The following is an 18,382-nucleotide window of genomic DNA, read 5'->3' as shown; positions in this document are numbered from 1 at the left end:
ATTGCAATTATTTGACTTATAAATTATTTCAGAATGTCCAAAACGTCCTGTGCATTATCCTGTGTTACTTTCACATAATCCACACCGTAATACACATCTGTCTTTTCTCCACCTAACATCATGTTCACAACTTCTGCTGCTTTGTTAGCCTGAGACATATGATCATTAAATACGGTACCCGTCATTTCGCCTGCTACAATTTTTTCCAAAGCATCTGTAAGCGCATCTACGCCTACCAGGTAAATGTCTTTTCCCACAGTTCTTCCTGCAGCTGAGATAGCCTGTGCTGCTCCAAGAGCCATTGCATCATTATTACAGAAAACAACTTCCACTGCATCGCCATTTGCTGTTAAAGCGTTTGCTGTAATTTCCTGTCCTTTTGTCTGATCCCAGTCACCACGCTGAATGTCAAGTTCATCTACTTCAACACCCGCATCTGTCAGTGCCTTTATAGAAAATTCTGTTCTCTGCTGTGCATCGATGTTTTCCGGGTCACCCTGCACCATTATGTAACCAATCTTTCCGTCTCCGTTGATATCGCCACCGTTAGCTGTTTCCAAAATCATTTCGCCCTGGAATGTCCCGGACTGGCTTGCATCTGCTCCAACGTAAGCAGCTTGAATTCCTTCGTCAGCCCATCTCTGCTGCTCCGTTTTTTCTGGTTCGCGGTTAATAAATACCGTTGGGATGTTAGCCGCTGCACATTTGTCTGCAATCTGCTCTGCTGCTGAGGACTGTACCAGATTCAGGATAAGAGCATCAACTCCCTGTGTAATAAAGTTGTCAATCTGATTTACCTGCTCTGACTGGTCATTCTTTCCATCCATCATTGTTACTTCTGCACCAGCATCTTTAAGTGACTGCTCTAAGTACTGTCTGTAAAGAGTCATGAAGTTATCATCAAATTTATAAATACAGATTCCAATTTTTTTACCTTCGAGATTCCCCAGATCTGCAACTGTACTTGCTGCTGCACTAGCGGCCTCTGATTCTGTCGCTACTGTTTCTCCTGCTTCTGTTGCTTCTTCTGTTGCTGCCTCCGTTGTTGCTGCCTCTGTTGCTGCCGCTTCCGTTGTCGCTGCTTCTGTTGCTTTTGTTGCTGCTGTTGTTTCAGCAGAGTTGTTACCGCATCCCACCATCATGCTAGCGATCATAGCTGTTGCTAACAAAGCACTAATTACTTTCTTTTTCATGTTTAATATCCTCCTATATTTTCATTTTTCGTAAGGGTCTTGCCCTTCTCATTTACAAGTCACATTATAGCAAAAGGTTATATATGATCACAGAGAATTTTCTTTTATGTTATATCAAATTTCTTGATTATTACTATTTTTCATTAATTTAAGGCTACTTCTTACAACATTTTTTGATTTCTACTATTATTTTATATTTTTTCTTAGTTATTTTGCCATCTATACTATTCGTTTTATCCTTTCCAGCTTATTCACCAGACTGCAATCGGCTTTCTGCGCTGCAGAACCATATAATCTTTAAACACTCTTAGCAAGCTGCAAATTCAATTCCTACTGTAATGCTCCCTGATACTGGAAGCGATATGTGTCTGTTCCTACTTCTATGGTCTCCTTTATCCCAGGTAAAAAAATAGGGCACGGAAACCCGTGCCCTAAAATTATTACTGTTAATTATAATAGATTGTATTATTGTTTCATTAAATATAGGTATCAGTACTTTATATCACCCGAATTTTTTTCCACTTCCCACTTTTATATCGGATTGAAAATGCAGCAGAACGTGCCAGCCAGTCCATGCCCATGGCAATCCATACACCAATAACCCCCATATTGCAAACGATCCCAAGGAAAACAGCCGTTCCCAACCGAAACACCAGCATAGATCCGATCCCAATGTACATGGTTATCTTTACATCTCCTGATGCCCGAAGGCTGTTAGATAAGTTAAACGAAGTGGGGTGAAGTAAAAATGCCATCACATTATGCATCACAACCAGAATGCAGCCCAGCTTCCACGTCTCCTCCGATATTATATAAAATCCATGAATTACCGGCAGCAGCAGACAAACTCCAAGACCAAGGGTTCCCGTTGCGATATAAGATATTTTCATAAGTTTTTTTGTATACTTTTCGGCCTGGTCATATTATAATGTACCCATAAGTGTGGACACATCATTTAGCGGGGCTCCCATTTTTTTAGACATCCCTTCCCATTAGTTCCATATAAATGGACACCCCCTCACCTTTCAGAACCCCAATTGTGGACATGCCTTGCTGGTATACCCTGTTTCTGGGACAACTGGCTTGGATGATTGCTGAGGCCTCTTTTGGCTTAGACACCTCTCTTGGCTTATGGTATTCTTATCTAAGAACAGGAGGAATACCATGACCAAAAACCCTTTTACCAATGAACAAATGCTGCTGCTTCGTCAAAATCCTTACACCTACAAGGTGTCCAAATTCCAATTAACCTTTACCAGGGAGTTCAAGGAGATCTTTTACTCGGAATACCAGTTAGGGGAGATTCCGCGGCAGATCCTCGCAGATCATGGCTATGATCCTGCCGTCCTTGGGGACCGCAGGGTATGGAGCATTGCCAGACACATTCGGGAACAGTACGATAAATATGGCGGGTTTCACCAAGGACATTCCCCTCACAGGATGCAAAGCTCCGTCTCCCCGGCTGCTGATCTGCCGSCATCCGAAAAGGATGAATTAAAACAGCTTCGGCATGAGGTTGATTATCTGAAACAGGAAGTTGAGTTCTTAAAAAAAATTTCCTCACTCAGGACTACAAGGAAGTAGGTGCTCTGCTTATGAACGACTCTTCCTGTATATTTGAGATTATCCAGCAAACGATCCGGCAAAGCGAGAATTCCCTTTCTGCCAAAGAACTCTGTTCCATAGCCGGTGTTTCCAGAAGCGGTTATTACGCCTGGATAAAGGCAGCTCCTGTCCGTTCGCTTCAGGAACAGAAGGACCGTGAGGATTTTGATCTGGTTCTGGCCGCTTACAGGCTGCATGGTTATGCCAAAGGGGCCAGGGGCATCTATATGGAACTGCTCCATATGACCCCGCCGGTGATCATGAACCTGAAAAAAATCCGCAGGCTGATGGAAAAGTTCCACCTCTCCTGTCCATACCGAGGCCCAAATCCATATAAAAGAATGGCAAAGGCACTAAGGACCAGCAATGTAGCGGACAACCTGCTAAACCGTGAGTTCGAATGTTATGGACCAAGAATAGTCTTGTTGACGGATATCACTTATCTGTCCTATAGCGGATCCTTTGCCTACCTGTCAACCATCCTGGATGCCTTTACCAGGCAGATACTTTCTTATGTGCTCAGTGACTCCCTGGAAGTGGATTTTGTTCTTGAAACGGTCAATAAACTGGTGGCCGATCATGGGATCTCACTTCAAGCAGAAACAATCATCCACAGTGATCAGGGGTGCCATTACACCAGCCAAAGTTTTCTTCATATACTTTATAACAAGAAGCTGCGCCAGTCCATGTCCCGGCGTGGCAACTGCTGGGACAATGCGCCCCAGGAGAGTTTCTTTGGGCATATGAAGGACCATATCAAGGCAAAACTGGCTGAATGCGTAAGCTTTGCAGAGGTACAGTCTGTCATTGATGACTACATGGCTTATTATAATAATCAGCGGTACCAATGGCATCTGGCGAAGCTTGCACCCAATGAGTTTTATAAATTTGTCATCACTGGAGAATATCCACTGGATGTTCCCAAAATACCTGCGCATCCGGTCATAGCCAAAAAACCGGAAGAACTTGGATGCCAATTATATCAGAAAAATACGGATAGTTAAAAAATTTCATAGAATACCATGACATTTAAAGAGGTGTACCTGTATGCAGGATACTTTGGAAGTAAAGGTGCGAAAAAAGTGCCCCACTTTTTAAAATGTCCTTGACAAAGGGTACAGTTCATTTACTTACCTTTTCGAAGTGTTTTTTGGCGGATAGTATTCGACTGGCTCCCATCGGATACTAAGCGGGTACTGAACCGAGAAATGCATCAGGATTTCTCGGTGAATACCCGCGTGCCGCCAAAAAGCGCTTCGGAAAGGTTAGAAAATACCAGTTCTGCGGCCAGCTAACGGAGCCCATGCCAGTTTCCCACACCCATCTTTCCGTACACTACCTACATCTACAAAGCGTCCCTACTCAGCTAAACCCCAATTTAAGCTGAAATTGTTCGCTCTGGAGCGTGTTCTCAACTCCCCTTTGTCACATCACGGATATCCGGGAATATATTATATAGAGGTGATAATCCGTTTACAGCTGTCACCATCCTGATTTGAATGCCTGCAAAGGCAGGCAGATGGGAGTTTTAATATGTCAATCATGTTTCCGCTTTTGATTGGTATCGCAGTCAATCTGGATAACTTTGTTATCGGAATGAATATGGGGATACGCGGTCAGAAGCTTACCATATTTTCTAACTTTCTAATAGGTCTGACAACCGGAGTCTGCGCTTTCGGCTCAACCTATGCTGCCAGGTTAATTACCGGAAACTTCCTGGTATATACAAATTTTATAGGTGCTGTAATTATGATTTTCTTTGGTTACTTCTGCCTGATCAAAGATTCTATTCCCAAAAATACCCAGGACCAGGAAAACGAAACAGATTTCTGCGCACCCTGTATGCAGGAAACTGTCTTTCTGGGGTTTGTACTTGCAATCAACTGCATCCCCCCTTCTTTCAGTGCCGGTGTCATGAATATGTCTCCACTGTATATTGCATTTTTCGCAGCTTTGTTTTCCTGTATTTCTATGCATGTAAGCAACCGTTTAGGATACCGGCTGCTTCATTTCCGGTTTATTAAAATGTTATCTCCTGCTTCCTCCATTCTGTTAATTGCAATTGGTATTATCGAATTGATTGTATGACGTTCTGGTGTGAAGGATCGAAAAGAGCAGAGAATTATTAAATCATCTCTGCTCTTTTCGATGTGCTGTTTATTTCTTAAGTGTATTTTTGATTTGTATGACTATTTGCCTGAAAGAACTGCAGCAGTGATAATTGCCATATCTAATGATGATTCCCATTATTCCGCATATCACCACCACCGCTAAAAATAACTCACTGGGAATCATTTTCAGAAAGTTTAATGTCAGAACGACTACAATGAGCGTTCCGTTGATTACACCATATTTTTCCATGTATCCACCTCCAGGATCTTAGCTGAATAAATATAAATGCAGCATGCTTAAATGAATTTATATCTCCTGTTTTTCGCAGATCCGGATGCTGACCATAAACGATATAACAGCCATAATGCAAACTATAACAAAAAAGCCTGCTGTAATTAAATATCCATTATTCATGACAAACTGAAAAATCTCCTGGTAGGAACCAATCTTTTCCTGCGTGGTGGAAAATAGCAGGGCAACCAGTCCGGCTGCCAAGATCGGCATGACTCCAATCAGGCTTCTCCCTTTCACAATTCCCACTTTGTATACAAAAGGATACATGATCAGACATGCTGCAATATCCATCAGTACCCCGCAGACAAATAGACCCATATCCAAACCAGTAATCTGTACACCAAAACTGCCGGAAATAACAGCAACCAGCAGACCTCCCAGCATTTGTACGAGGGCACTTGTCAGCAGAAACAGATATCGTCCCAATACCATATTCTTTACCGTAGCAGGCAGAGATACATAAAATACTTTTATTTTCTGGCTTTCTTCTCCCAGAAACGGCGTCATTGCCAATGTAGGAAAAAGAAAGATCAGCATAAATGCCCCCATAACAAAGGAGCGCTGGAATATCACGAACAAAAATACCACAACCGGATAGAAGAACACAATTTTATTCATCATAGCTAATGTTCCAAAATCCATTTTCAAAAAACGCATTGTATTACCTGTCATCTTTTTCTCACCCCCTGAATATAAAACACTATGATCTGCTCTATACTTGGCTTTTCAACAAGAAAATCCTTACGTATATATTCCAGCTGTTCCGTTTCCAAAAGTCCTTCAAATCCAATCTGGGTTTTCTTCGCACCAATCAGCTTTTTTTCCAGATCTCCCGTCAGATCCTCCAAACCTCCTTTAATCACCACGTATTTATCCAGGATTTCATCCTTGGTGTCAAAGAATACTTTATTGCCCTGATTCAGAAAGAAAATAAAATCTGCAACCTGATCCAGATCGCTCATAATATGCGTGGAAAGCAGAACACTCCGCCCCCCATCTTCAATGTATTCCTGGAGTTCTTCCAGAATTTCCGTGCGGATGACCGGATCCAGCCCGCTTGTAGCTTCATCCATAATCAAAATCTTCGTATCCCTGGACAATGCGCAGGCAAACATGATCCGAACCTTCATTCCCTTGGAAAACTCTTTTATTTTCTGATCTTTAGGAAGATTCCATTTGGTGAGATAGTCATAAAATACTTTCTTTTGGAATGACGGATAAAATCCTGCCAGTATTGCCGCAAGTTTTGCAGCGGTATATTCTCCCGGGAGATAACACTCATCCGCAATATAGCCGATCTGGTCTTTATATTTTATTTCATCTTCCTCAAAGGTAATGCCATTTACCCTGATCGTACCCATTTCGTGTTTTAACTGTTCCATAATCAGCTTAATCGTCGTGGTTTTTCCTGCTCCATTCTGTCCTACATATCCGCAAATATAGCCTGCCGGAATCTGAAAGCTGATATCATTCAGTTGAAATCCACCTCTCTGTTTAGATAAGCCTTCTACTTCTAATATGTTCATACATTTCACTCCTCATGTAATAATGCCTCTAAGATACCTACTAACTCTTCTTTCTGAATCTGCGCATACCGTGCATTTTCAATTGCTGTTTCAAATGCCTGTTCAATTCTCTTCAGATACTGCTCGCGAACCATTTCATTATCCCTTGGCAGAACAACGCTGCCTTTGCCCTGCCGGGCTGCAACAAACCCCTCCTGTTCTAATTCACTGTAAGCCCTGGTTGTTGTGATTACGCTGATTCCCAGATTCTTAGCCAGCTGCCGGATAGAAGGAAGTGTCTCTCCTTCCGGAATTGTCCCATTCATAATCTGCTCTTTTATCTGCTCTTTTATTTGTACATAAATCGGTAGCTCCGACTGGTTTGAAACAATGACTTTCAAACGATCACTCCTTATCAATATTGATATTATAGTATATACTGTATATATATCATTATATACAGTTGTTTGTATTTGTCAATAGTAAATTCCAAAATAAAATGATTCACCCATGATTCACCCTATAGCGAAATGTATACGCAAAAAATACCGCAGCCTTTCGGCGCGGCATTTTCACTTCTATATACTGATCGATACATTATACTGCAAATAAATCATTAAAGGCTTCGCTCATTGTCGGATGTGTATAGATCTGGTCTCTTAAAATCTGATAATCCAAATCTGCATCCATCGCAAGCTTGATTAAATTAATCATTTCATACGATTCCTCGCAAAAAAGCATCGCACCCAGAATCTTATTTGTATCTTCATCTATTATAACTTTTAATAAACCATCCGGCTGCTTTAATACCTGTGCTTTAGGAATTGCAGCGGCAGCAAGCTTTGCAATTTTAACATGATATCCGGCTTTTCCAGCCTCATCTTCATTTAATCCCACCCTGGAAAAAGAGGGTGTTATAAACACACTGTAGGGTACGTTCTGACGTTTCTTCTCATTATACTGACCTCCGTTTAACTGAGACCAGACGATTCGGAAATCATCCAGGGAAACATATGTAAACTGCAGACCGCCAACCACATCTCCCATAGCCCAGATATTTGGTGCCGTAGTTTTTCGGTTCTCGTCTACCTTTACCGCACCTCTGGACGTAAGCTCTACGCCGGCTGCTTCTGCATTTAATTCTGCCGTATTAGGTTTTCTTCCGGTAGCGACCAGAATTGCATCTGCTTCTAATTCCTGCCTTTCACCTTTCCAGACAACGGTTAAGGATGCATGATCCCCATTATTATGAATCTGCTCAATCTGAGCACCCAACCGAAATGTAACACCGGAATTCTCAAGTGCACTTTTAATCGCATCTGCAATGTCACGGTCCTCACGTTTAATCAATGTCTCACCATCCTGAAGCACCGTCACTTCTGATCCGAAACCGGAATAAATGGAGGCAAATTCCAGTCCGATATATCCGCCGCCGATAATAACCAGCCTCTTTGGCAATCTTTCCAGGTCCATTAAAGTTTCACTAAAATATACATTGGGATTATTTTTGATCCCATTTATTTCCGGAATGACAGGGGTTCCTCCCGTATTAATAAAGATCTGCCCCGCTTCCAGTTCCTGTACTTCATTTTTCATTTGTACCTTTACTCTGGTATTGGATAAAAAGCTGGCTGTTCCATTATAAATGGTCACGTTTGGCAGATCATCCAGTTTTGCAAAATTTTTCCCACGGAGCATAGCTGTCAGATTTCTTTTCTCATGGATAGCCTTGGCATACCAGTCAGCCTTTTGCGCAAAATCAGTTCCCTGGTTCCTTCTTGCTGTCTGCGAATTACGGACAAGGGATTTTGAAGGAATACACCCTACATTAATACAGGTACCTCCATACATCTGATCTGATTTTTCCACCAGTGCAACGCATTTTCCCTGTGCCGCCAGCTTTCCTGCAAGTGTCTTACCACCTTTGCCAAAACCAATTATTAATGCATCATATTCCTTCATTTTAAATCCTCCTTTTCCCGTATATCATGAAATTTTATTTTACCTGTTCCAGTAAATCATTTATAATTGTTTCCCAGTCTGCTTTGCTTCTGGCACCCGTCTGAATTTCTCCCACCTGTTTGCCATCTTTATCTACAAATATTGTGGTGGGAACTACCGAAGCATCCTGAAGCGGTCCCATCAGTAAATCCATAGACGGGAGTAAGTGGGCATAACCTGCACCCGTTTCTTCAATTGCATACTTCGCCGTCTCGATCTGGGAAGCAGAAATTGTGCCGTCATTTGTAATAACGTCTGTTACGATTCCAACGATCTGGAATCCTTTATCTGCATATTCCGTATTAATTTCACCCAACTCGGGCATTTCACGCAAACATGGCCCGCAGAAAGTTGCCCAGATATTAACCATCGTAAGCTCATGATCTTTAAAAATATCCTGGGTTACTTTATTTCCGTCAATATCCGTTGTAGTAAATGCGCTGAGGCTCGGGTTGTCATTCTGGGCCTCCATAATTTTTGAATCCCCAACGGCTATCGGGGTTTCCTTTGTCTCTTTTTCAGAATCTGCATTCCCACTGCCGGATACCGTATCATAAGGCCAGTCGTTAATGCCGCCAAAATCATATACATTAGTGTATCCCGCTTTCAGCATCTTCTTGGCTGCCTGACTGCTGCGGTTGCCGCTTCTGCAATAGATCAAGATCTCCTGGTTTAAATCCGGAAGCTGCGCTAAAGGTTCTTCTCCGATTTCCTCATTTGGAATCAGAACCGCTCCGTCAATATGTTTTTCATCATACTCTTCCTGGGTGCGTACATCCAGAATAACCAGATTATCCCCGCTGTCGATCCTTTTCTTTGCTTCCTCTGCCGTAAGCTTTTGATATTCTGCCTTACCGGCTGTCTCTGATGTATTTTGACCAGCCTCTGTCGTACTCTGTATATTTTCTTTGGTCTCTTTTGGCGAAGATTCTGCTCCGTTACTGCCACAGGCGCTCAATACCACTGCTGCCGAAATCAAAATTGCTCCCATAACTAACCGTTTATGCTTCATTTTTGCCTCCTCATCAATTCATATCTGTTTAATTGTTATTGAAATTGTTACAGTTGATACTGTAATATTATCAGTTACAGTTAGGTTTGTCAAGTACTTTTGTACATTATTTCCTTTAAATAGATATTTATACTTTATTATCGCTGATGTATCTTACCGGCTTCAATCAGCCGCATCAAACGCTCACAGTGTACCGCATCAACACCTTTGCCTCCCCCTTCTTTAGCAATCACAGTGAACTACTTTTTCAAAATCATAATCTAAAAGCCGATGGTAATAATGCCCCATTTCATCAAACGTAAAGCAATAGTGGAACTCATCTATATGCTTATCCTGGAAAGTAATCACATACTGGAATTCAGAATGTTGGATTTCCTCTACGGTGATATGTTCCGAAACCTCCCGGAAAACGTCAATAATCTCCTCCAGTCCGCAGGCTGGTCCCTGTAATACCTGAACTAGTTTTTTCAGAAATTCACGGCTGGTATTGTTCTCATAGATATACTTTACCCCTTCTTTTGGAACTTTAAACTCATATCTTCCTGCCTCGAACTTTACTTTCAAATCGTGAAAATGCGGTTTTACAAATTCTGCAAATTCAACCATGCAGTTCTGCAAAGACGTTTCTTCCATTTCCCCGGTATCCAGCAAATAACAGATCAGCCCCGGATCATAAAAGACACTGACGCTTTTTCCTTCCATATAACCAATCTTAACCATACCTTCAAATATCATATCTGATATATTTTTTTCTAAATGTGTAAAATTATAGTTTTCCATTACACTGCCTCACTTTCAAATATGCTCCGGGTCTTAAAAATACTAGTATATCCGACACTGGTACCCGTCAGTTGCTCGGTTTTTGACAGACAGGTACAATGATTTTCAGACACGATTTTCAGACACGCTTAATCATTATTGTAACAAATTTTACTGATTTCTTCCAGCGTATTTCAAAATTAAAACGTATGCCAAAAACTTCATCTTATCTCTCCAACGGATTCCGTAATGCATCGATCATCCGGTTTAATTTTCTGAAGTTGCGTAAATGGAGTACTAATATCAGCACATAAATACAGCAGTAAATTGTCATTATGACTCTGAATACCAAACTGTTCCAATTTGCCCCTCTATTTATAAGAGGTATAATAAAGCAGCACAAAAGCACGGTAAAAAAAGTGGTAAGCAAAATAACCTGACGCTTCAATATCTTTTTACAGCACTCTGCTTTTGAAGTGTTATCACTGAAGATTTGGTTTTCTTCAACTGATTCTGATTTCTTTTTGCGAAAATAGTAAAAACTGTTCAGCTTCATCAGATATTCCCATCCATAATCTTCATAGATAGCAAGATAACCGGATTCATCATTTTCTTCATCATTATAATCCAGCTGATAAATATATTCTTCCGGCCGGCAAGCTTCAAACCGGTACGTAAATCCACCTGTTCCCAGAAACCTCCATCCTCTTCGATGCTGTTCCATCAAAAAACGCTCTTCATCTTTAAAATCAGCAATAGAAAAAAATTTATGCATTTTCTTGATTTCCATAATACCGCTCTCCTTTACTATTTTGATATAATCTTTGTATCCTTTTTAATTCTATCTGCAGGATCTGTTCTCCAAGAGGTGTTATGCGATAAGACTTTCTCTTATTCTCCTCTTTTGTAAAACGGATCAGTCCATCTTTTTCCATTTTAGATAAACTGCCGTACATTGTGCCCGGGCTGATTACAATCTCGTCTGAAGTAATCTCCTTCACATGCTGCATAATATTATATCCGTGCATTTCATTTTGCAGAGAGAATAAAATATAAAATCCTGTTTCTGTCATTGGAATATATACACGTTTAATTTTTTCATCCATTTTCTACATCCTTCTTTTCAGCATTCACTTTTATTTTTCCTTAATATTTATTGCATTCTTCACCTCGATACATCGCACTGCTATATATCGTACTTTGAGTATATCGCATTGCGATATAAAAGTCAATACAAAAAAAACCCTTCTGCCATTCAGACAGAAGGATATTATAAACCATTTCAGCTGCAAAGCGTCCCCTGAATCTATTTCATATATCCACCCTTCATAGGGGACACCGCATGTTGCGCAAATATATTTAAAACACCGGACTTATACTTTTCTTTAGCCGGTTTCCACTCTGCTTTTCTTTTATCGAGAATCTGCAGGATTTCTTCCTCACTGCATTTTTTTCCATCTATCCCGGCGATTCGAAGAACTCTGTTTTTAATATCCATTTCAATCAGATCATCTTCTTTTACCAGAGCAATCGGACCTCCTTCTGCCGCCTCGGGAGACACGTGTCCGACTGCCGGTCCTTTGGATGCTCCGGAAAAACGCCCATCGGTTATAAGAGCTATCGTTTTTCCCAGTTCTGCATCAGAGGAAATGGCTTCCGTTGTGTAGAACATTTCCGGCATGCCGCTTCCTTTAGGACCTTCATAACGGATAATTACTGCATCCCCCGGCTTAACATCGTGATTCAGTACTGCCGCTATCGCATCTTCTTCACAATCAAACGGACGTGCACGAAGAAGCGCTTTGAACATTTCTTTTGGTACCGCTGAATGTTTGACAACTGCTCCATCCGGTGCCAGATTTCCCTTCAGGATTGCAACCGTTCCATCGGATCCAATGGGATCATCGAAGCTTCTGATAATATCGGTACGCTTTAAATTCCATTTTTCCAAATATCCACTGCATTTTTCATAAAATCCGGAGTTTTTTAAATCCTCCAGATTTTCGCCCAATGTCTTACCGGTGACTGTCATGGCATCCAGATGCAGCATACTCCTGATTTCTTCCATAATTGTGGGTACACCGCCAGCATAATAGAAAAACTGTGCCGGCCATTTTCCAGCGGGACGGATATCCAGCAGATAGTGTGCTCCCCGATGCATCCGGTCGAAACTTTCTGCATCAAATTCTATACCAAATTCATGTGCAATCGCAGGGATGTGAATCAGGCTGTTGGTAGATCCCGAAATTGCTGCGTGAACCATTACTGCATTTTCAAAACTTTCCTTTGTTACAATATCCCGTGCCTTAACTCCTTCTTTTGCCAGCTGTACCGCACGAACCCCCGCTTTGTATGCAACTTCTTTTAAATCTTCACAGGTTGCAGGCATAAGTGCACTTCCCGGCAGCATCAGCCCCAGCGCTTCTGCCATTATCTGCATGGTAGATGCGGTACCCATAAAGGAACATGCTCCGCAGGATGGGCATGCGTGCTGTTTATAGAATGTAAGCTTCTCATTCGATATTTCCCCTCTCTGACACATGGCACTATAGGCGCCGATCTGCTCCAAAGTGAGCAGATCCGGACCGGCATCCATAACCCCTCCGGTAACAATGATACTTGGTATATTGATTCTTCCGATACCCATCAGCTGCGCCGGGACACTCTTATCACAGCTTGCAATGAACACTCCGGCATCAAAAGTTGTGGCATTTGCATGGATCTCAATCATATTAGCGATCATATCCCGGCTGACAAGGGAATAATTGATACCATCATGTCCCTGAGCCATTCCATCACATATATCCGTGGCATAATATCTGGCTGCTTTTCCACCATGTTCATTAATACCCCGAACAGACTCTTCTACAAAGAGATTCAGATGTGCACTTCCCGGGTGGCTGTCCCCATAAGTACTCTCAACCATAATCTGTGGTTTCTCTAAATCTTCCACGGACCATCCCATTCCCATTCTAAGAGGATCCATTTCCGGTGCCAGCTGACGAATTTTTTGACTGTTATACATAGTTCATTCTCCTTTTTATACATACGATCTTTTATTCTCACCTTTACGCGTCAATTCATACGATGTTTTATGCTATGAATATAAATCTTTCATTCTTAAAAGTCAAGTATCAGATGGAATATCGTAAATTTTGTATGTATTTCTGCTTTTGTTTTGTTCATTATTCTCAAAATTCATAGGATGACTTTTACTGGATTTATTTATATGAAGAAACCATTGAAAATCAACCCGTGATACTATATAATCATTTCCAGGAAGGTGATCATATGAATTCAGAACAAAATCAAGATAAAAAGAATCTTACCGGACAGGCATCCGATTTTATTATTCAATATATTAACGAACAGCATTTACAGCCTGGGGACCGTCTGCCGAACGAAACAGTATTCTCTAAATCACTGCAGATTGGACGTGGAACCGTACGGGAAGCGATGAAATTACTGGAATCCAGAAATATTGTTGAAATCAGACAGGGTTCCGGCACTTATGTATCTGCCAAAAAAGGGGTTGCCGACGATCCTCTGGGACTTATTTTCATAGATGATAAAGAAAGCCTCGCTAAAGATCTGATGGAAATCCGTTTTATGATTGAACCATCAATTGCGGCTATGGCTGCCCAGAATGCCAATGAGCAGGAAATCCTGCAGATACAGGGACTCTGCCAGGAGATCGAATCGCTGATGCGTGCAGGTATAAACCATACACAAAAAGACATTGAATTTCACACGGCCATTGCCATGAGCAGTAAAAATGTGGTAGTACCCCGGCTGATTCCCATAATCAACAGTACTATTGAGTTATTCATTGATTTAACCGAGAATACTTTAATAGAAGAAACTCTTCAAAGCCACCGTGATATAGTGAATGCCATTTCCAGGCACGATGCAGTAGGTGCCCAGGATGCCATGTATCTTCATCTTGTATATAACCGCCGTCGTATCCGTAATTAACATGGTGTAAATATTTTCTGATAAAATCAGAAACCCCAGCCGCAGATCCTTCACGTTATCTGCAGCCGGGGCTTCTTTTATATTCTAATCTTAGGGAGATTGAACATGCTATTTTCCATTAATGGATATCTGTTTAACGGTTTTATCTATTTTCGAATTCTCTTTTTAAAATCAATTCTTTACCGGAAATACCAGGCTGCGTCATGTTAAGCGGCTCCAGAATGGTATCTATCTCTGCTTCATTTAACAGCCCTTCCTGTACCACCAGTTTTCGTACCGGTGCACCGCTTTTAATTGCTTTTTTAGCTACTTCCGCTGCTTTCTGATATCCTACGTGAGGACAGATGGCTGTAATCGTTCCAACGCTGTTTTCTACTAATTCCTTGCATCTTTCTTCATTAGCCGTAATTCCGGTTACGCAGTTGTCTACAAAAGTCTGAACAGCATACCCCAGGGTATCAATCGACTGGAAAAGACAGTAAAATACAATGGGCTCAAATGCATTTAATTCCAATTGTCCTGCTTCTGCGGCCATGGTAATAGTCATATCATTTCCGATAATGTTAAACGCAACCTGATTTACTACTTCCGGAATTACCGGATTTACTTTGCCCGGCATAATAGAGGAACCATTTTGTTTTGCCGGAAGATTGATTTCCCCAAATCCTGCCCTTGGTCCGGATGACATTAAACGAAGGTCATTCGCAATTTTAGACAAGGTAACTGCACAGGCTTTTATTGCTCCTGATACGGCTACAAACGGGTCCAGGTTCTGGGTTGCATCGATCAGGTCAAATGCCTGAACAAATCCAATACCGGTAATCTCAGAAAGATTTGGCACAATTCTTTTTAAGTACTGTTCGTCTGCATTCAGTCCGGTACCAATGGCTGTTCCTCCCATGTTGAGGGTGAGCATTTCCTCCATTGCTTTATCCATACGGTTAATATCTCTTTGTATCGCTACCGAATAAGCGCGGAATTCCTGTCCCAGACGAATGGGTACTGCATCCTGCATCTGTGTTCTTCCCATTTTGATCACATGGTCAAATTCCTGGGCTTTTGCACAGAATGCTTTATACAGTCTTTTTAATTCCTTTTGGGCATTCTTAAGCAGGTTCAGGGAAGTCATTTTACCGGCAGTGGGGATTACATCATTTGTGGATTGCCCGCAATTTACATGATCATTAGGGTTTACGATACTGTAATCGCCTTTTTCGCCGCCCAATATTTCAATTGCCCTGTTGGCAATTACTTCATTGGCATTCATGTTCAGTGAAGTTCCCGCCCCGCCCTGAATGGGATCTACAATAAAATGTTTGTGCAAATGTCCGTCTAATATCTCATCACATGCCTGTACAATGGCATCTGCTATTTTTTTATCCAGCTGCCCTACTTCACAGTTTGTGATAGCTGCTGCTTTTTTTATGTATGCAAGGCTGTTGATAATCTCCGGATGCATAAATAACCCTGTAATCTTGAAGTTTTCTGCCGCTCTTAAGGACTGTACACCGTAGTATACATTTTCCGGAACATCTTTCGTCCCTATTGAATCATTCTCCATACGATACTTTACGCCATCCAGCTTTACTTTTTCAACCATGATACCTGATCTCCTATCTTCTTTGCCGTGTATTTTATACTTTTTTTGTTTTGATTTGCTTTGTTTTGATTGACCTCATTATATACGAGGGTTATAATATAATCAAATACAAGTTTTTTTATATAACTTATAACCTGTATGTTATATCACATTGGAGGCGGACTATGTTTTCATCAATGAAATATATTTATGAAGTATATAAGGAAAAAAGCTTTTCCAAAGCGGCTAAGAATCTGTACATTTCCCAGCCCGCTTTAAGTGCCACTGTAAAACGGACAGAGGAACAAATTGGTGCACCTATTTTTGACCGCAGCAGCAATCCCATACGGCTGACGGACTGTGGCGAAAAATACATTCTGGCAATCGAACAGATTCTCAGTATTCAAAACGATTTTACCAATTATGTCACTGATTTAAACCAATTAGAAACGGGCAGCCTCTCCATCGGAGGCAGTAATCTGTTCTCCTCTTACGTGCTGCCACCTTTGATTTCGGAATTTACCAGGCTTTATCCGAAAATCCATGTTGATCTTCTGGAAGAAAGTACTTCCAGGCTGGAACAACAGCTTTTAACGGGCACACTTGACCTGATTATTGACAACTATGTGTTTGACGAAGCAATCTTCGCAAAGCATTTGTATCAGGAAGAACATCTGGTTCTGGCTGTACCTAAAGCACTTTCTATCAATCAGACACTTGAGGATTACCAGATTGATCCGGCTGCCATTCGTGACGGCAGTTTTCTGAATACCGGATTCCCGTCTGTACCTCTGATTTCTTTTCAGGATGAGCCTTTTGTTTTCCTGAAAACAGAAAATGATACCGGAGAGCGGGGGCTTACCATCTGCCAGAACCATGGTTTTAAGCCAAATATTATCCTGAAACTGGACCAGCTGATGACTGCATATAACGTTACCTGTTCCGGGATGGGCATCTCTTTTATCAGCGACACGCTGGTTGCCTGTGTACAGCCTCATCCCGATGTGCTGTATTATAAAGTGGATGACAGTAAAATCGGACGAAACATATATTTCTTCCGTAAACAGAATAAATATATGACCCGCTCCATGCAGGAGTTTCTGAATCTGGCATCCAGAAAGTCACAGCTGTAAGTTTCAGACAACATAAAAATCTGAATAGCAGCGGAACAAAAGCCGAACTGCTGCTGCCCGGTTGACACCCTCGCTTAAAAGGTATAACATGGATTTATTATAAGCTTATGGCTTCATTTATGTTTATGGCTTCATTTATGCTCATGGCTTCATTTATGCTCATGGCTTCATTTATGCTCATGGCTTCATTTATATGAGTTTCTATTATGGATATTCCGTACTATTATTTCATTAAATACAGCGAAAGGAGTTACTTTGTAATGAACTATAATTATACCCTGGTGGACTGGCTGCTGTTTTTCTACATCTACTGCTTTATTGGCTGGTGTATTGAATCCACCTTTGTTTCTGTCAAACAAAAAAAATTTGTGAACCGCGGGTTCATGAGAGGGCCATTTCTACCACTATACGGAAGCGGAGCTGTGCTGATGCTCTATGTATCCATTCCGGTCCGCAATAATCTTATGATGACCTTTCTGTCAGGCTGTATTGCAGCTACAGTTCTGGAATATGCCACTGGAGTTGCCATGGAAGCACTTTTCAAAGTCCGTTACTGGGACTACAGCGATCAGCCCTTTAATTTCCAGGGTCATATCTGCCTCAGCTCATCCATCGCATGGGGATTTCTAACAATTGCCCTGGTAAAATTCATCCATGGTCCGGTAGAACATCTGGTGCTCTCACTGAATGATTCTCTGGCTTCCATCACAGCTACCGCTCTGACTGTTATAATCGCAGCTGACCTGGCACTCTCCTTCAAGGCTGCACTGGATATCCGCAATATGCTGGAAAAGATGACAAAAGCAAAGGACGAACTTTTAAAAATTCAAACCAGGCTGGACGCCATTATTGCATTCTCGGACACTTCTTTTAGTGACAGGGAAACGCCCAAAGAAAGTTTCACACAGACGGCGCGGACCCAGCTTGGCGAGTTAATGCAGGGAATTCGCGAACGGCTGGATACCCTTACGAAAAATGCTTTTGAGAATAATGACAGTGCAAAAGAAAATACGGCACAGTTTCGCGATGAGCTGGAACATTTAAAAGAGAAGTATATTATTGAAAGAGAAAAGAGAAATTCCCTGCGGGAACGCCTTGGATTTTACAAAAGAGATATGTTAAAAAGCCATCCCACTGCAAATTCCAAAAAGTTTAAAGATGCTTTCATTGAATTGAAATCTGCAGCGGAAGAGCGTAAGAAAAAGAAATAGCCG

At 41.5% G+C, this 18,382-nt stretch carries 19 protein-coding genes; 6 read left to right on the top strand and 13 right to left on the bottom strand.

Features of this window, described 5'->3' with window-relative positions; genetic code table 11:
* Positions 1-23 precede the first annotated feature (23 nt).
* Positions 24-1,193 carry a galactose ABC transporter substrate-binding protein gene (locus QR40_RS08045; protein ID WP_027292206.1) on the bottom strand — a complete coding sequence of 390 codons (1,170 nt, stop codon included), beginning with the start codon at positions 1,191-1,193 and terminating at the stop codon, positions 24-26.
* 497 nt (positions 1,194-1,690) lie between these two features.
* Positions 1,691-2,083, bottom strand: a complete 393-nt coding sequence (locus QR40_RS08040; protein ID WP_044294262.1) for an MATE family efflux transporter — start codon at positions 2,081-2,083, stop codon at positions 1,691-1,693.
* Positions 2,084-2,357: 274 nt separating this feature from the next.
* Here QR40_RS08040 and QR40_RS08035 point away from each other — a divergent pair, with 274 nt between their 5' ends.
* From QR40_RS08035 to QR40_RS08025, 3 genes are all read left to right on the top strand, one after another.
* Positions 2,358-2,777: an HTH domain-containing protein gene (locus QR40_RS08035; RefSeq protein ID WP_044294261.1), complete on the top strand. Its 420-nt coding sequence runs from the start codon at positions 2,358-2,360 to the stop codon at positions 2,775-2,777.
* An 11-nt stretch (positions 2,778-2,788) separates the two neighbouring features.
* Positions 2,789-3,802 (top strand): IS3 family transposase, encoded by a 1,014-nt coding sequence (locus tag QR40_RS08030; RefSeq protein WP_044294260.1) that lies wholly within the window; start codon positions 2,789-2,791, stop codon positions 3,800-3,802.
* Between the two features lie 529 nt (positions 3,803-4,331).
* Positions 4,332-4,886, top strand: a complete 555-nt coding sequence (locus tag QR40_RS08025; protein WP_027293243.1) for a manganese efflux pump MntP — start codon at positions 4,332-4,334, stop codon at positions 4,884-4,886.
* Between the two features lie 69 nt (positions 4,887-4,955).
* On the opposite strand, the gene QR40_RS08020 is transcribed toward QR40_RS08025, so the two are convergent.
* From QR40_RS08020 to ilvD, 10 genes are all read right to left on the bottom strand, one after another.
* Positions 4,956-5,159 (bottom strand): hypothetical protein, encoded by a 204-nt coding sequence (locus QR40_RS08020; RefSeq protein ID WP_027293242.1) that lies wholly within the window; start codon positions 5,157-5,159, stop codon positions 4,956-4,958.
* 57 nt (positions 5,160-5,216) lie between these two features.
* Positions 5,217-5,876, bottom strand: a complete 660-nt coding sequence (locus QR40_RS08015; RefSeq protein ID WP_027293241.1) for an ABC-2 transporter permease — start codon at positions 5,874-5,876, stop codon at positions 5,217-5,219.
* Positions 5,873-6,730: an ABC transporter ATP-binding protein gene (locus QR40_RS08010; RefSeq protein WP_044294259.1), complete on the bottom strand. Its 858-nt coding sequence runs from the start codon at positions 6,728-6,730 to the stop codon at positions 5,873-5,875. The genes QR40_RS08015 and QR40_RS08010 overlap by 4 nt, the downstream gene beginning before the upstream one ends.
* A 5-nt stretch (positions 6,731-6,735) precedes the next feature.
* Positions 6,736-7,110, bottom strand: a complete 375-nt coding sequence (locus QR40_RS08005) for a GntR family transcriptional regulator (RefSeq protein ID WP_027293239.1) — start codon at positions 7,108-7,110, stop codon at positions 6,736-6,738.
* A gap of 196 nt (positions 7,111-7,306) precedes the next feature.
* Positions 7,307-8,671: an FAD-dependent oxidoreductase gene (locus QR40_RS08000; protein ID WP_044294258.1), complete on the bottom strand. Its 1,365-nt coding sequence runs from the start codon at positions 8,669-8,671 to the stop codon at positions 7,307-7,309.
* 34 nt (positions 8,672-8,705) lie between these two features.
* The gene (locus QR40_RS32210; protein WP_242858468.1) at positions 8,706-9,722 is read right to left on the bottom strand and encodes a rhodanese-like domain-containing protein; all 1,017 of its coding nucleotides are present in this window, start codon (positions 9,720-9,722) and stop codon (positions 8,706-8,708) included.
* A 222-nt stretch (positions 9,723-9,944) separates the two neighbouring features.
* A complete protein-coding gene (locus QR40_RS07985; protein WP_044294257.1) occupies positions 9,945-10,502 on the bottom strand; it encodes a DUF3877 family protein in 558 nt (185 codons plus the stop codon).
* A 205-nt stretch (positions 10,503-10,707) separates the two neighbouring features.
* Complete coding sequence (locus QR40_RS07980) at positions 10,708-11,271, bottom strand: DUF2812 domain-containing protein (RefSeq protein WP_027293236.1); 564 nt, start codon at positions 11,269-11,271, stop codon at positions 10,708-10,710.
* The gene (locus tag QR40_RS07975; RefSeq protein ID WP_027293235.1) at positions 11,249-11,587 is read right to left on the bottom strand and encodes a PadR family transcriptional regulator; all 339 of its coding nucleotides are present in this window, start codon (positions 11,585-11,587) and stop codon (positions 11,249-11,251) included. Before QR40_RS07975 ends, QR40_RS07980 begins: the two co-directional genes overlap by 23 nt.
* 200 nt (positions 11,588-11,787) lie before the next feature.
* Entirely contained in the window at positions 11,788-13,506 is a 1,719-nt protein-coding gene (gene ilvD / locus QR40_RS07970; RefSeq protein ID WP_044294256.1) for a dihydroxy-acid dehydratase, read from the bottom strand.
* Between the two features lie 266 nt (positions 13,507-13,772).
* Between ilvD and QR40_RS07965 the strand changes: the two genes are divergently transcribed.
* Entirely contained in the window at positions 13,773-14,456 is a 684-nt protein-coding gene (locus tag QR40_RS07965) for a FadR/GntR family transcriptional regulator (protein WP_027293233.1), read from the top strand.
* A 142-nt stretch (positions 14,457-14,598) separates the two neighbouring features.
* Here the strand turns inward: QR40_RS07965 and QR40_RS07960 are convergent, their stop codons facing one another.
* On the bottom strand, positions 14,599-16,056 hold the full coding sequence (locus QR40_RS07960; RefSeq protein WP_044289245.1) for an aspartate ammonia-lyase: 1,458 nt from the start codon (positions 16,054-16,056) through the stop codon (positions 14,599-14,601).
* Between the two features lie 164 nt (positions 16,057-16,220).
* Here QR40_RS07960 and QR40_RS07955 point away from each other — a divergent pair, with 164 nt between their 5' ends.
* Together QR40_RS07955 and QR40_RS07950 are read left to right on the top strand one after the other, a co-directional pair.
* A complete protein-coding gene (locus QR40_RS07955) occupies positions 16,221-17,168 on the top strand; it encodes a LysR family transcriptional regulator (RefSeq protein WP_044294255.1) in 948 nt (315 codons plus the stop codon).
* A 260-nt stretch (positions 17,169-17,428) separates the two neighbouring features.
* Positions 17,429-18,379: a putative ABC transporter permease gene (locus QR40_RS07950; protein WP_044294253.1), complete on the top strand. Its 951-nt coding sequence runs from the start codon at positions 17,429-17,431 to the stop codon at positions 18,377-18,379.
* Positions 18,380-18,382 lie beyond the last annotated feature (3 nt).

Origin of the sequence: Robinsoniella peoriensis (assembly GCF_000797495.1) — a bacterium.
GTDB lineage: Bacteria > Bacillota > Clostridia > Lachnospirales > Lachnospiraceae > Robinsoniella > Robinsoniella peoriensis.
This window is presented reverse-complemented; position numbering and strand designations above follow the sequence as displayed.

Excerpts from the sequence above, each read along its gene's own strand:
- QR40_RS07955 (WP_044294255.1), top strand. The coding sequence starts at position 16,221 with ATGTTTTCATCAATGAAATATATTTATGAAGTATATAAGGAAAAAAGC.
- QR40_RS07975 (WP_027293235.1), bottom strand. The coding sequence starts at position 11,587 with ATGGATGAAAAAATTAAACGTGTATATATTCCAATGACAGAAACAGGA.
- QR40_RS08045 (WP_027292206.1), bottom strand. The coding sequence starts at position 1,193 with ATGAAAAAGAAAGTAATTAGTGCTTTGTTAGCAACAGCTATGATCGCT.
- QR40_RS08015 (WP_027293241.1), bottom strand. The coding sequence starts at position 5,876 with ATGACAGGTAATACAATGCGTTTTTTGAAAATGGATTTTGGAACATTA.
- QR40_RS07985 (WP_044294257.1), bottom strand. The coding sequence starts at position 10,502 with ATGGAAAACTATAATTTTACACATTTAGAAAAAAATATATCAGATATG.
- QR40_RS32210 (WP_242858468.1), bottom strand. The coding sequence starts at position 9,722 with ATGAAGCATAAACGGTTAGTTATGGGAGCAATTTTGATTTCGGCAGCA.
- QR40_RS07960 (WP_044289245.1), bottom strand. The coding sequence starts at position 16,056 with ATGGTTGAAAAAGTAAAGCTGGATGGCGTAAAGTATCGTATGGAGAAT.
- QR40_RS08020 (WP_027293242.1), bottom strand. The coding sequence starts at position 5,159 with ATGGAAAAATATGGTGTAATCAACGGAACGCTCATTGTAGTCGTTCTG.
- QR40_RS08040 (WP_044294262.1), bottom strand. The coding sequence starts at position 2,083 with ATGAAAATATCTTATATCGCAACGGGAACCCTTGGTCTTGGAGTTTGT.
- QR40_RS08030 (WP_044294260.1), top strand. The coding sequence starts at position 2,789 with ATGAACGACTCTTCCTGTATATTTGAGATTATCCAGCAAACGATCCGG.
- QR40_RS07965 (WP_027293233.1), top strand. The coding sequence starts at position 13,773 with ATGAATTCAGAACAAAATCAAGATAAAAAGAATCTTACCGGACAGGCA.
- QR40_RS08000 (WP_044294258.1), bottom strand. The coding sequence starts at position 8,671 with ATGAAGGAATATGATGCATTAATAATTGGTTTTGGCAAAGGTGGTAAG.
- QR40_RS08010 (WP_044294259.1), bottom strand. The coding sequence starts at position 6,730 with ATGAACATATTAGAAGTAGAAGGCTTATCTAAACAGAGAGGTGGATTT.
- QR40_RS07980 (WP_027293236.1), bottom strand. The coding sequence starts at position 11,271 with ATGGAAATCAAGAAAATGCATAAATTTTTTTCTATTGCTGATTTTAAA.
- QR40_RS08025 (WP_027293243.1), top strand. The coding sequence starts at position 4,332 with ATGTCAATCATGTTTCCGCTTTTGATTGGTATCGCAGTCAATCTGGAT.
- ilvD (WP_044294256.1), bottom strand. The coding sequence starts at position 13,506 with ATGTATAACAGTCAAAAAATTCGTCAGCTGGCACCGGAAATGGATCCT.
- QR40_RS07950 (WP_044294253.1), top strand. The coding sequence starts at position 17,429 with ATGAACTATAATTATACCCTGGTGGACTGGCTGCTGTTTTTCTACATC.